Source organism: Eubacterium sp. An11 (genome assembly GCF_002161065.1).
GTDB lineage: Bacteria > Bacillota > Clostridia > Lachnospirales > Lachnospiraceae > Anaerobutyricum > Anaerobutyricum faecale.
In genome coordinates this window covers 190,283-204,681 of record NZ_NFLV01000005.1, presented here as the reverse complement: position 1 = coordinate 204,681, position 14,399 = coordinate 190,283, and the positions used below count along the sequence as shown (strand labels likewise).

At 45.7% G+C, this 14,399-nt stretch carries 12 protein-coding genes; all 12 read left to right on the top strand.

The window, feature by feature from the left end; translation table 11 throughout:
• Positions 1-120 precede the first annotated feature (120 nt).
• Positions 121-462 (top strand): cupin domain-containing protein, encoded by a 342-nt coding sequence (locus B5E53_RS06410; RefSeq protein ID WP_087313251.1) that lies wholly within the window; start codon positions 121-123, stop codon positions 460-462.
• Positions 463-658: 196 nt separating this feature from the next.
• On the top strand, positions 659-1,669 hold the full coding sequence (locus B5E53_RS06405) for a sugar-binding domain-containing protein (protein ID WP_087313249.1): 1,011 nt from the start codon (positions 659-661) through the stop codon (positions 1,667-1,669).
• Positions 1,670-1,711: 42 nt separating this feature from the next.
• The gene (gene glpK / locus B5E53_RS06400; RefSeq protein WP_087313247.1) at positions 1,712-3,223 is read left to right on the top strand and encodes a glycerol kinase GlpK; all 1,512 of its coding nucleotides are present in this window, start codon (positions 1,712-1,714) and stop codon (positions 3,221-3,223) included.
• A 144-nt stretch (positions 3,224-3,367) separates the two neighbouring features.
• On the top strand, positions 3,368-4,867 hold the full coding sequence (locus B5E53_RS06395; protein ID WP_087313245.1) for an NAD(P)/FAD-dependent oxidoreductase: 1,500 nt from the start codon (positions 3,368-3,370) through the stop codon (positions 4,865-4,867).
• Complete coding sequence (locus B5E53_RS06390; protein WP_087313243.1) at positions 4,848-6,122, top strand: FAD-dependent oxidoreductase; 1,275 nt, start codon at positions 4,848-4,850, stop codon at positions 6,120-6,122. The genes B5E53_RS06395 and B5E53_RS06390 overlap by 20 nt, the downstream gene beginning before the upstream one ends.
• Positions 6,123-6,125: 3 nt before the next feature.
• The gene (locus B5E53_RS06385; RefSeq protein ID WP_087313241.1) at positions 6,126-6,485 is read left to right on the top strand and encodes a DUF1667 domain-containing protein; all 360 of its coding nucleotides are present in this window, start codon (positions 6,126-6,128) and stop codon (positions 6,483-6,485) included.
• A gap of 83 nt (positions 6,486-6,568) precedes the next feature.
• Complete coding sequence (locus tag B5E53_RS06380) at positions 6,569-7,369, top strand: Cof-type HAD-IIB family hydrolase (protein ID WP_162611810.1); 801 nt, start codon at positions 6,569-6,571, stop codon at positions 7,367-7,369.
• A gap of 135 nt (positions 7,370-7,504) precedes the next feature.
• Positions 7,505-8,848 (top strand): RuBisCO large subunit C-terminal-like domain-containing protein, encoded by a 1,344-nt coding sequence (locus B5E53_RS06375; protein ID WP_087313237.1) that lies wholly within the window; start codon positions 7,505-7,507, stop codon positions 8,846-8,848.
• A gap of 300 nt (positions 8,849-9,148) precedes the next feature.
• Positions 9,149-10,885, top strand: coding sequence for an InlB B-repeat-containing protein (locus tag B5E53_RS06370; protein WP_162611809.1), 1,737 nt, complete (start codon positions 9,149-9,151; stop codon positions 10,883-10,885).
• 62 nt (positions 10,886-10,947) lie between these two features.
• The gene (locus B5E53_RS06365; RefSeq protein ID WP_140401448.1) at positions 10,948-11,928 is read left to right on the top strand and encodes a hypothetical protein; all 981 of its coding nucleotides are present in this window, start codon (positions 10,948-10,950) and stop codon (positions 11,926-11,928) included.
• 71 nt (positions 11,929-11,999) lie between these two features.
• Positions 12,000-12,515 carry a hypothetical protein gene (locus B5E53_RS06360; RefSeq protein ID WP_087313231.1) on the top strand — a complete coding sequence of 172 codons (516 nt, stop codon included), beginning with the start codon at positions 12,000-12,002 and terminating at the stop codon, positions 12,513-12,515.
• Between the two features lie 26 nt (positions 12,516-12,541).
• Positions 12,542-14,350, top strand: coding sequence for an oligoendopeptidase F (gene pepF / locus B5E53_RS06355; RefSeq protein ID WP_087313229.1), 1,809 nt, complete (start codon positions 12,542-12,544; stop codon positions 14,348-14,350).
• Positions 14,351-14,399 lie beyond the last annotated feature (49 nt).

The window sequence follows — 14,399 nt, the reverse complement described above, 5'->3', positions numbered from 1 at the left end:
ATTATTTTAGGATAACATCTGATGAAGGAAGAACACCTTCTTCTGTTATCTAATCATAGAAACTTATTAACCGAGTAGTCTTATTGACTACACCATTATTATACTAGGGGGGAAGGAAAAATGTATGTAGTAGATTCCAAAGATAAAGAATATCGCCATGGAGATCATGGACCAAAATATTTGATGAAAGGGCCCAGATCAAGTTTTGGACTTTGTCAGCTGAGACCGGGAGAAACGGCTGCTCCTCATGTACACCGCATCATGGAAGAGAATTTCTATGTGCTTAAAGGCAAGCTACAGGTGGAAATCAATGGTGTGACCACTATTGTGGAGGAAGGGCAGATGTTTCACATTGAGCCGGGCGAGTTTCATACGGTAACGAATCCGACGGATGAATATAATCAATACATTATTTCCTGTGCTCCGTTTACGGAAAACGATAAATATCTGGAAAAAGATTAATGTACCGGCATTTTTATTTTATATTTTTCAAAAAAAGATATTGGATTAAAGGTATCAGGCAAACAAAATTACCATAGGTTGAAAAAATTTTCATTGTTGTATTCGACAAAATCAGACGATAAGATAAGGTTATATCAGGGAGAATGTCAATATCAGAACATAGTGGGGTGGATATCGGAGAAGGGAGCAATCTAAAATGGCAGTCAACATGTATAACCAATCTACTTTTTTAGTAATCAAAATCGCCTATATGTATTATATAGAGAATTATTCTCAAAATGAAATTGCGAAAATTCTTAAAATTTCAATTACAACAGTGTCCAGATTGCTGAGAAAAGCAAAGGAAGACAAGATCATTGAATTCGTGATCCGCGACCCTTATGTGGGATGTATTTCATTGGAAAAGAAGCTAAAACAGATATTTGGATTAAAGGATGTCATCATCGCGCCGGGAGTTTCTTCGGAGATGGGGGAAGAAGAATGTCTGGAAGATGATGAAGAAGTAAAAAAACTGGTGGCGCTGGAAGGAGCCCGGTATCTGCAAAGAATTATTAAGGAGAATGATGTTCTTGGCATTACCTGGGGAAGCACCATTTATCAGTTGATCAATTTTTTAAATCCTGCTCAGAAGGTGGACGCTACTTTTGTCACTTTGCATGGCAGTATTGCGGGGTTCAGAAATGAACTGGATGTCCGTACGCTGGTTATGCGGATGGCCAAAGCGTTTTCTGGTAAACATTACTGTCTGTTTACAGATGCACTGATGAGCAGCAAACAGGTAGCGGATATTATCAAGCAGGAGAGGAATAATCATGTTGTTTTTCAAATGTTTGAAAATATAAATATTTCAATTAATGGAACCGGCTCACTCTATCCTGAACTGAATTCAATTCTGGCGAAGCCTGAATTTATGAGCAGGGAGGAACTGAGGTCGCTGCAGGAACAATCCGTTGTGGGGGATATAGCACTGCGTTTCTTTGACAAAGAAGGAAAGGAGTGCCAGACGGAACTTTCTGACAGAATTATCTCTATTGGTTTTGAGCAGTTTAAAAAGATAGACACTAAGATTACGATTGCTTCGGGGGTTTATAAAGCATATACGATTCTCAGTGCCTTGAAGGGGAAATTAATTGATGTATTGATCATTGACTATCAGCTTGGTATGGAGATCCTGCGTCTTCATAATGAGCTGGATCAAAGTGACTGAAGCAAAAACTAACACACGTATCATGTATTGGGAGGAGTTACAATGGAAGAGTATATCATGACGATCGATGAAGGTACGACCAGTGCGCGGGCCATATTGTTTAATAAGAACAGCGAGATTGTGGCCATGTGTTCTAAAGAATTCGCACAGTATTATCCGACGCCGGGATGGGTGGAGCAGGATCCAAAGGAAATCTGGCTGACCACAAAAGAAGTGATGAACCGGGTGGTTCAGCAGTCCGGTATCGATCCAAAGCAGATCAAGGCGGCCGGTATTACTAATCAGAGAGAGACGGTAGTCGTTTATGACAAGAACACGGGAGAACCGGTTTACAATGCTATCGGCTGGGCGGACAGAAGAACCGCTCCGTACTGTGATGAGCTGAAGGCTCAGGGAAAAGAGCAGATGCTGGTGGACAAGACAGGTTTGATCATTGACCCGTATTTTTCCGCTTCGGAGATTAAATGGATTCTTGACAATGTGCCGGGAGCAAGAGAAAAAGCAGAGGCCGGAGATCTCTATTTTTCTAATATCGACGGCTGGATCATGTATAAGCTGACGGAAAATGGCTGTCATCTGACGGACTATTCTAACGCTTCCCGCACCCAGCTTTTTAATATTCATACGCTGGAGTGGGATGATGAATTACTGGAACTTTTTAATATTCCGAAATCTATGTGTCCGGAAGTTCGTCCGAGCAGTGGCCATTTCTGTACCATCGAAAGACATGATTTCTTTGGTGGTGCGGCAATTCCGATTACCGGATGTATCGGTGATCAGCAGTCTGCCACCTTCGGACAGTGCTGTTTCAAACCGGGACAATGCAAGATGACATTCGGTACAGCCGGATGTATGCTTATGAACATTGGAGAGAAGCCGATTCCATCTAAGAATGATCTTCTTCTTACCATCGGATGGGGCTTAAATGGCAAAGTAGAGTACATCTATGAAGGAACAGTTTACAATGCAGGTTCATCTATTCAGTGGCTCAGAGATGAGATGGATCTCATCGATTCTACACCGGATTCTGAATTCTATGCAGCCAAATCAAAACTGCCGAGAGGCTATGTTTACGTGGTGCCGGCTTTTTCAGGCCTGGGTGCTCCGTGGTATGATTCTTATGCGCGGGCGACCATTTTCGGACTGCACCGTGGTGCCAATAAATATGATGTGATTAAAGCGACTCTGGATTCTTTAGGATATCAGACCAGAGATATCGCCAATGCCATGGCGAAAGATGCGGGAGCGCCGATTGAGCTGCTTCGTATTGACGGCGGTGCGGCGGATAATAATATCGTGGCACAGTTTGTGGCGGATATCCTCGGGGCGGATGCGGAACGTCCGGTGAGCGTTGAGACTACAGCGGCCGGAGCGGCATATCTGGCAGGTCTGGCAGTAGGTTACTGGAAAGATCAGGATGAGATTCTGGAATGCCGTCAGATTGACCGTGTATTCCATCCGGAGATGCCGGAAGAAGAGAGAGAAGAATTATATGCAGGATGGGTGAACTGTATAGAGTCTCTCATGCATTGGAGTAAAAAGGCAAAACATTAAAGGATGAACAGCCCTGGAAATTGCCAGAATTTATTGAAAATGTGATAAAGAAATAAGAGGCTGGCATAAGCGATGAGAGATCTTGTTTATGCCGGCCTTTAAAATTAAGCAACAATTTATAATGTATCAGAAAGGGGCGCAGATATGAAAACAGACGTTTTGATTATTGGCGGCGGAGTAGTAGGATGCGGAATTGCCCATCAGTTATGTAAGTATAACTTTGATGTTACGCTGGTGGAAAAGGAAGCTGATGTCTGTATGGGTACAAGCAAGGCGAATTCCTCCATGCTCCACGATGGTTACAATGTAGACAGGACAAAATTGAAAGGCCAGCTGGTTCTGAAAGCGACAAAGGAAAGATATGAACAGCTGGCGAAGGAACTGCATTTTGACTTAAACATCTGTGGATCTCTTCTTCCGGGTTTTGAGGAGAAGGACTGGGAGGCGATCCATCATCAGTTTGAGATGAGTGCAGAAAACGGCATACGGGGCGTCCGCATCGTGGGTCAGGAGGAGCTTCATGAACTGGAGCCACATATGAACCCGGATGCGAAATTTGCTCTGTTTAATCCGAACACAGGTGTCTTAAATCCATTTGAGTTGACCATTGCGCTGGGAGAACATGCGGTGATCAACGGGACAAAGGTACTGTTGAATACCGAGGTCACGGGAATCAATACAGAAGACGGACAAGTGGTTTCCGTCACGACCAGTCAGGGAACCATTGAAGCAAAAATCGTGATTAATGCTGCTGGTTTATATTCTGATAGGGTAGCAGGAATGGTAGAGCATATGGACTATTCTGTGAAACCGAGGAAGGGCGTGTATTTCCTGTATGACAAACAGTTTGGTGATTATATCAGGCGGCCGATTTATACGGCACCGACGGCTGTTTCCAAAGGACTGATCATGCTGCCGACCACCGAAGGGAATCTTTTATGTGGTTCCAACGCAATCCTGCACGATGATAAAGATGATGTGTCCACAGATCTGGAATCCTTAAATCACATTTATGCGGAAGCAATACATAAATATTATCCGGAACTGCCGCGGATGGGCGATGTAACTACTATCTTTGCCGGCAACAGAGCGGTGTCCAACACAGAAGATTTTATCATCGGTCATTCAAAATCTGTACGAGGTATGATCAATCTCATTGGAATCCAGTCTCCGGGTTTGTCATCGGTACCTGCCATTGCGGATATGGTAGAAGATCTTGTCCGTGAGGTGGGAGAGGAACTTAATTTTGAGATTAAAGATAACTATATTCCGACCAGAGAGAAACCAGTGATTTTAAGAGAACTTCCTTATGAGGAGAGGGCAAAAATTATTGCGGAAAATCCGAATTACGGCACTATTATCTGCCGGTGTGAGACTGTGAGCCGGGGTGAGATTCTTGATGCAATCCGGAGACCGATTCCGGCCACCAATCTGGATGCTATAAAGAGAAGAGTGCGGGCAGGTATGGGAAGATGTCAGGGGGGATTCTGCGGTCCGCGTATTGTTGGAATACTCGAAAAAGAATTGGGGATTTCTCCGCTGGAAGTGACTAAACGGGGAAGAACTTCTTATGTACTTTCCATGAAAGCAAAAGAGCTTGCACTGCAGGAAGGAGGCAGCAGTAATGAAAAGGTTATCTTATGATCTGGTAGTTGTAGGAGGCGGCCCTGCCGGTCTTGGCGCGGCATTAAAAGCAAAAGAATATGGTGTGGGGAAAATTCTTGTGTGCGAGCGTGGCTCCAAACTGGGGGGGATTCTGGAACAGTGTATTCACAATGGATTCGGACTGCAGTATTTTAAGGAGGAGCTGACCGGGCCGGAATATGCAGGAAGATTTGCAAAAAAAGTGCTGGAAAGCGATATTGATGTGAAGACAGATACCATGGTTCTTGATATCACCGATGATAAAAAAATTATCGCACAAAATGCACAGGATGGTCTCTTTGAGGTGGAGACTAAAGCTTGTATCCTGGCCATGGGATGTCGGGAAAGGACTCGTGAGGCCATTACCATTCCGGGCGATCGTCCATCCGGCGTCATGACGGCTGGGGCAGCCCAGAGATATGTCAATGTCAACGGATATCTCCCGGGAAAAGAAATTGTAATCCTGGGCTCCGGCGACATCGGTCTGATCATGGCCCGGCGTATGACTTTTGAGGGAGCCAATGTGAAGTGCGTGTGTGAGGTAGAACCGTTCTCATCTGGTCTTGTAAGAAATAAAGTACAGTGTCTGGACGATTTTGGAATTCCACTGTATTTAAGTCACACAGTCACAAAGATTCATGGAAGACAGAGGCTGGAAGGTGTTTCTATCGCTAGAGTTGATGAGAATAAAAATCCGATTCCGGAGACGGAAGTTTATGTTCCGTGTGACACCCTGCTGCTGTCGGTAGGTTTGATTCCGGAAAATGAGCTTTCCAAGAAGGCAGGTGTGAACCTTGACAGAGTGACCAAGGGGGCCGTAGTCAATGAAAAGCGGCAGACCAACGTGGAGTGGATCTTCTCCTGTGGAAATGTGCTGCAGGTCCATGATCTGGTGGATAATGTGACGGAGGAGGCCGAGACGGCAGGAAAAGCAGCGGCAGAATATATCAAAGGCAGTCTGAAAAAGAGCGGACATCCGATTACTGTGTGCGCCGGAGAGAATATTGGCTATGTGGTACCGCAGACTATTGACTATGCTGATTCGGATGAAAAAATAGTCAAACTGTTCATGCGGGTGCGAAAACCGGATGAGAATGTTCTGATGGTTGTAAAAGATGAGAAGGGAAACTTGATAGCGAAATTTAAAAAAGATACCATTGCGCCGGGATCTATGGTAGCATTAAGTATACCATTAATAAAATTGGCAGACGCTGCCTCTTCCCTCAGAGTATCGGTAGAAAGACAGGAGGGGTAAATTATGGCTCAGACAAAAATCATATGTATTGGATGCCCGAAAGGTTGTACGGTTACGGTCACCCATGAAGGAAAAACCATTGAAAAGATAGAAGGATTCGGCTGCGCCAACGGTAAAGTGTACGCAGAAAATGAATTTACAGCGCCGGTACGCATTTTCACTTCCACAGTGAAGGTGGAAGGTGGATCTTCTGCATTGGTTCCGGTGAAGACTGCCGGCTCAGTGCCGAAACACATGCTGATGGAGTGTGCCAGAGAGAGCTGCCGTATCACGGCAAAGGCACCGGTTCATGTGGGCGACGTCATAAACGGCGATTTCTGCGGAACCGGTGTGGCTTTGGTGGCCACCGGAGATGCAGTATAATTTGTGTATTTTTTTAGCGGTTCTATGAGAAAAAAGAAACCGGGCGTCTGCTGTAAGTTTATGAGAACAGGAGAATGCACAGAATGGAAAATAATAAAATTAAATTAATAGTTACTGATATTGACGGAACCCTGGGACCAGTAAATACGGACAAAATCAATGAGGAATACTATGAGGTGATCCGGAATCTGCAGGAAAAAGGAATCTTATTCGGAGGAGCCAGCGGCAGGAGTTATTATGCATTAAGTCAGCTGTTTGCTCCGGTGAAAGACGATATGATATTTCTGCCGGATAACGGCGCAAGGGGCGTTTATCAGGGGAAAGAGTTATTCTCCGTTCCCATGAAACTTTCCGAGTGTCGGGAGCTGGTGCAGGACGTCAGAAAGCTTTCCTGCTGCCAGAGTGTATGGCAGAGCTGTGAAAAGACATATTTTGAAAAAGGCGGCGAAGAAATTTATCATATAATGAAGGACTATATGCACTACGACTGTGCCATGGTGGATGATCTTCTGACTCTCACGATTCCGTCTATTAAGTATACTATTTACCATCCGGAAGATGCAGAAAGTGCCATTCAGGGGGAATTTCAGGAGAAATGGGGAAAGACCCATCAGTTGGTCTGCGCCGGCAATAATTATATGGATGTCATGGATCTGCATGCCAACAAAGGCACCGGCCTGAAAAAGATACAGGATTATCTGGGCATTACGAGAGAAGAAACTATGGCTTTCGGGGACAATATCAATGATATTGAGATGCTTGAAAATGCCGCGGAAAGTTATGCAGTGGGAGATGCCAGGGAAGAAGTGAAAAATGCCGCACGACATGTGGCCCCGCCAATGAAGGAAGATGGGGTATTACAGATACTCAAAACACTGCTGTAAGATACTTTTCCATGAAAATATTTTCGACGTATGGAAAATATTTTCATTCTTGTTTTGGGTTTGGGCGGCATATATAATGAACTTGTAATTAAGAGAAGGCATTACATAAATCTAAAATGTTTAGGAGGTAGCAGAATGATTCAGCAGGATAGAATGTACAGCCCGTTATTAAACCCTTTATATGAAGGATGCGACATGAATGATCTGTGTGTGGGGACTTATCTGATTGGCGCATCAAAAGAAGAAGAAGCCATTGTAAAGGCAGCCAGCATCGGTATTGAGCAGACCACAGGATCCTGGGTAGATGTACCGGAAGAGACGGATGAAATGAGAGCAAAATACTGCTCCAAGATTATCGGTATTTATGAAGTACCGGCTTTTGAAAATCAGACTAATGTAGACAGACAGGTACCGCCGGATGGTCTTCGTTTCTATGTAATCCGTATTGGATTCCCGGTAGCAAATATTGAAGATAATATTCCACTGCTCATCGCGTCTATCACTGGAAACATCATGTCCATGCCATACTTGAAATTACTGGATATTGATTTTCCGAAAAAGTTTGCAGATAAGTTCCAGGGACCAAAATTCGGTATTGACGGAATCAGAAAGATTCTCAATGCTTATGACAGACCGTTGTTAAATAATATGATCAAGCCTTGTACAGGATATACTCCGGATGTGGGAGCAAAATTATTCTTTGAGGCGGCTGCAGGCGGTGTTGACATTATTAAAGATGATGAGCTGATCGGCGGCGACCGCTCTTTTAATAAGCTGGCGGACAGAGTAAAAGCAAATATGGACGCTGCACACAGAGCGGATGAGATTAAAGGCGAGAAGACACTTTACGCATGTAATATCACGGATGAGGTATCCAGACTGAAGGATAATGCCATGACCGTTATTGAGAATGGCGGAAACTGTATCATGGTAGACGTTCACGGTATCGGATATTCCGCAGTGAGAATGCTGGCAGAAGATCCGGATATCAATGTTCCGATCCTTGGACACAGCTGTTTTAACGGAGCATTTACCTGTTCACCATATCAGGGCATGAGCTCCAAAGTTGTTGTGAAGCTGTGTCGCCTGGTTGGATGTGATATCTATCTGACTCAGCCTCCATATGGTAAGTTTGATAATACATTTGATAACTATATTATCAACATCATTACATCAAAGGCAAAATTCTACGACTTAAAACCGACTCTTCCATTCGTAGGCGGCGGCGTGGTAGCAGGTCTTGTGCCTAGATTCATGAAAGACTGCGGTAATGACGTTCTGCTGGGTGTTGGCGCAGGAATCCATGCTCACGGAATGGGTCCAAGAGCCGGAGCGAAGGCATTCAGAGTGGCCATCGATGCATGTATGAATGATATTCCGTTGAGAGAGGCGGCAAAGAACAGTCCGGAACTCACATGGGCTATTGAGAAATGGGGTATTTACGGAGAAGATCACAGTAAAGATTTGTACGCAATTTAATTTATAATGTCATACATAAAACCTGCCATGAAATGAAACCGGTAACAACTGCTGCATAAAAACGGAGCTGCCGTATATAGAATGCAGCGGACAATAAATTTTCTACGCATGGAAAAGCTATTCTTTTTTGAAAGAGTAGCTTTTCTTTTTTGTCATTCCCCGGCAAATATTTATAAACACAGGACACGAAAGAATGTTTGCCTTTTCGTTACTGAAATGATATGATAGATTCATACTTTTATGGCTATTTTATCTGATAATGATAACAATGAGAACAGAAAAAAGAGAGGAGGAACGCAGATGAAAAAAAGGTTTTGGACGTTATTTTTGATCGCGGTATGCTGTTTCTTCGGACTGTTCTTGTTTCACAGTCCTGTGGAGGCACGGGTGACATCAGAACAAAAGAAAGAATATGTCAATGCGCTCTCTCAGCTGATGAAAGATGGTGTGGAAAGTAAAAAGATGGATTTGTATTCCAGAATTGCCAGAGGAACGTCCGGAAAGAATGCTCTGCAGCAGGCGGCGATTCAGAACAGAGCGGCGCTGATGGCAGAGGGGATCGATTTCCTGGATGGCAGCTGGGTTAATTATTATTCCGTGGCGGTGTCGGGAGACCGCACGGTATTCAACAGTACCAAGATGATGAGCCGGAAGACGTTTCGCCGCCGGTATCAGAAGATTATGCAGGCGCTGGGAGAGGTGCTGTCTTGCGTGGAACCGGGGATGGCCGATGCTGATAAGGCCATGGCGGTCTATTATTATCTGGCGAAGAATACGGTTTATGAGGAGACGAAGGACTGCCACACGGGATATGATGTTTTGGTCAACCATACAGGAGTGTGTGACGGTTTTGCCAACGCTTATGCCCTGGCATTGAACACGCTGGGGATCCGGTGTGCGGTGGTGAGCAATTATTCCAGGGATCATTCCTGGAATCTTGTGTGTCTTGACGGAAAATGGTATTTCTGCGATCTGACCAACGGCATCGGCACCGGAGACCATGAGGGTATGGTGGTCAGTTATGCCAGCTGTCTGGTGGGAGTCAGCTCGTTTCTGAGCGCTCATCCCGGCTACACTTTAAAGGATATTTACGGAGAGGGGAATTCTGACGGGCTGAATATCCACCGGCTTGTTCTGGCACAGTCTGATTACATTCCTCTGCGCTCTGGTATACGGACCGGGATAGCGGAGAAAAGCTGTATGTTTTATCAGAAGGGATACTGGTATTGGATTTCCACAGGAAATATGCTGAAGAAGTCAAAACTGGACGGAAGCCATGAGACGACGGTGTATGCTCCGGCAGATGACAAACACATCGGCTGGGCGGAAGAGTTTAACGAGATGGTTTTTATTTCTCTGAATGATACCATTTACCGTATGGATTATAAGGGTAATCTCAAGGAGCAGGTACGCCAGGTTTCGCCGTTGGAATATAAGCATGGGGTGACTTCTTATTTCTGGCAGATTGCCTATGTGGGACGGTTTTACAGGAATTCAGATAATACTATCGGATACTATATCACAGACATGACCGGAGCCAAGAGGGGAACCGGCAGGATATCTGTGAACTATGCAGGAAAACAATATGGCAAGCCGAAGCTGTCATCCCGCAAGGTGAAGATCCGCGCCGGTTATCAGAAACAGCTCTATGTTGTGCGCACTACGCCGGCAGGAGCCCGCCGCATACAGTGGAGGAGTTCCAATTCCGGCGTGGCGGAAGTGGATGCCAATGGATGTGTTACCGCCAAAAAAAAGGGAACGGCGACAATCACTGCGGTCATTGGAAATAAAAAACTGAAATGTACTGTGAAGGTAAACGGTTATACCATCACCTACAAAAAGGCGGGAATGAATTCGGCGGATAATGTTGCCACCGCATCGGGAAAGAAAGAAATCACTCTGGAAGATCCTGTAAAAAAGGGATATGTTTTTGAGGGATGGTATACAGATAAGGCGTATAAGAATCAGATTACGGTGATCAAAAAAGGAAACAGCCGGAATTATACACTATATGCCAAGTGGAAAAAGGAAAAGTAAGGGAAGGGATCATTTCATTTTCCCGAAGCAGATTTCCCGGAGAGGGAAGAGGGGAGGACAGCATGGCAAAATGTGAGCGATGCGGAGCATCCTTTGATTATGATGAGCGACAGGGCGTTTGTCCAAGATGCTGTTTTTATAATCGTCCGCCTGGAGCTGCCAGGCAGGATACGGAATGGATGAAATATTATAACGTGGAAGATAACAGCTATCAGCTCCCAAAGAGCGAGGGGCTGGCAGATCTTTTTCCGGAGGAAAAATCGGGCTGGACGAAACGGCTTCACGCCGGCCATCGGGAGAAAACGGCCGCAGGAGGCGGCCGACGAGATTCCTCTGTCCGGTATCGGAAAGCAGACCGGCAGAAAGCGGCCCGTCGGGAGACGTCAAAGAGTCGCGGCACTGCGGCCGGGGCATACCGTGACGGGGAAGATTCCGGCCGGGCGTCTCTGCTTGGAAAAGTCATTGCTTTTGTGGTTATTATCTGTATTTTGATGGTGGTGATAACCGCTGTTTTGCAGGTGACTTCTGCACGGGGCTGGAGGTTCAATTCCGGTGAGAAGGAACAGGAAGATAAAAATATCCGGATCGAGACTATTTCTGCACAGGAGGCAGCGGAAGGCGTCACCGCAGGAGATCTTACCTATTATGTGGGAGAGGCGGAGACACTGTTTCAGGAAGGGGAACTTTCTGACCTGCCGGCAGGAGAGAAATGTATCGGTATCTGGCTGGAAGATAATGAATCTGTTCTTGATTATACCGGATATAGCTGGGAGAGACCGTATGTTTTTGATGGCACGAACTTCCGGGAGATGGTAGACGTGGGAGCTCTGGACGATCAGCATTATTTTACGGAAAAGGGCATAGAGACAGCTTCTGTTTATGGTGTAGGATACGAAGACATGTACGGATATGCGGTTTATTTTGTGGATGCCGCAGCGCAGTCGGTAACGCTCAGTCTGCCATGCCTGACGGTGGATGAAAATGATACCGATGTGGCCAGTTATTCGGAGGTTATCGATATTGCGATCCCGTTGAACCAGTGATGTGGGGGCAGGACAGTGCAGGGAGCAGTAATAGTAAGGATCCTTCGCATACGGATTTGGGAGGAGAGACGATGAAAAAAAGAAAAAGCGGTCTGGCTGTGGTCAAATATATTGTTGTTGTGGTGGTTTTGATCAATGTACTGGCTTCTGTTCTGCCGCTGTTTCTGGATACAGCGGGAGATTTGTTCGGGGACAGCGATAACGAGCGTTATTCTGACCTGCGGATCATCGATGTTCAGGGGCAGATGGTGCCTGATTATAAAGGAAGGACAGCGGGAGACGGTTATCAGATGTATCGTTTTGATCTGACTGTCAATAATCAGGGCAGTCATGTGGAGCAGCTGGCGTACACATCCTTTTATTTGTCCGGCAATGACGGGGAAGTCTACATGCAGTATGATGATACGGATTCCGCGTCGTCGGCCCACGTGGAGGACACGAGGATTCTTCCTGTGGGAAGAGATGCAACGGTGAGTATCTATGCGGAAATCAGCGATGGAACCACCAGCGTGGAAATCAGCAATTATAATACGCCGGACAATGAGGAGCAGACCTTTGTATATACCCTGGCGGAAGGGGAACTATAAACAGTAAACAGAAAGGCGGTATACAGATGGAAGAGATAAAAGCAGTTCCCAGAAGGGAAGAGTGTGATAAAAAATATCAGTGGCATATCGAGGATTTATATGCTTCTGATGATCTCTGGCAGAAAGATTACGAATTGCTGGAGAAAAGTATCCCGGAGCTTGCTTCCTATGAAGGAAGACTGGGAGAAGGGGTTCATACGTTTCTGGAATATATGAACAAAAAACAGGAAGTTATGAAACGTTTTGAGGCGGTTTACGTTTATGCCAATCAGAAATATCATGAGGATACCGGCAACGCTGTCTATCAGAAGCTCACTGCGCAGGCCCAGATGCTTTCTCTGAAGCTGAGCAGCGCCACGGTTTTTGAGGAGCCGGAGCTTTTATCCGTGGGAAAGGAAACCATCGACGGCTGGTTTGAGGAATCGGAAGATATGGAACTGTACCGGAGATTCTTCTATGAGTTGTTCCGGCAGCAGGAGCATGTGCTTTCCAAAGAAATGGAAGCGGTTCTTGCCGATGTCAGCGATATGTCAGAGGATATTTCCAACATTTTTTCCATGTTCAATAATGCTGACGTGAAGTTTCCAGCCATCAAGGGAAAGAACGGAGAGGAGATTCCGGTGTCCCACGGACGGTACAGCCTTCTCATGGAAAGCAGGGACAGAGAGATAAGAAAAGAGGCATTTGCGTCCATGTATTCCCAGTACGGCCAGTACAGGAATACACTGGCAGCCACCTACAGCGCCAATCTCAAGAGCAGTGCGTTTTTTGCCAAAGTGCGCAAATATGATTCTGCCCTGGCTATGGCGCTGGATGGCGGGGAGATTCCGGTGTCCGTGTACACCCAGCTGATTGATACGGTTCATGAAAATATGTCTTTGATGCACCGTTATGTGGGACTGCGCAAAAAGGCTCTCGGTGTGGAAGAACTGCACATGTATGATCTCTATGCGCCGATGGTGGATGAAGTGACCATGAAGATTCCTTTTGAGGAGGCCAAGAAGATTGTCAAAAAAGGACTGGAGCCTCTGGGAGAGGAATATATCAAGGTGCTTTCTGAGGGCATGGACGGGGGCTGGATCGATGTCTATGAGAATCAGGGCAAGCGCAGCGGCGCCTATTCCTGGGGCGCTTACGGCTGCCATCCGTTTGTTCTCATGAATTATCAGGACAATCTTAATAATGTGTTTACCCTGGCCCATGAGATGGGACATTCCATGCATTCTTATTATTCCGATCAGAATCAGCCGTATCTCTACGCCGGTTACCGCATTTTTGTGGCGGAGGTGGCATCCACCTGCAACGAGGCGCTTTTGATGGAATATCTCCTGAAACATACGGATGACAAAAAGGAAAAGGCCTATCTGATCAATTATTTTCTGGAGCAGTTCAAAGGAACTCTGTACCGCCAGACCATGTTTGCGGAGTTTGAGAAAATCACCCATGAGATGGCAGGAAAAGGAGAACCGCTGACCGCGGAGATTTTAAATGACATTTACTATAAGCTCAATGAACAGTATTTCGGAGACGGTATTGTGATCGATAAAGAAATTGCCCTGGAATGGTCAAGAATTCCACATTTCTATACTCCGTTTTATGTATACCAGTACGCTACGGGATATTCGGCGGCCATTGCCATCAGCAGGAAGATTTTAAGCGGCGATGAGGCAGCCAGAGAAGGCTATATGAAGTTTTTAAGCGGCGGCAGTTCCATGAATCCGATTGATCTGTTAAAGCTCTGCGGCGTGGATATGACTACTCCGGAGCCAGTGCAGTCAGCCCTCAGGCTTTTCGGTGAGCTGCTGGATGAGATGGAGGAGCTTCTGGAACAATAAAAAAGCCATAACGGCAATGCGCTGCCGGGAGGATTGAAAATGTCTGACC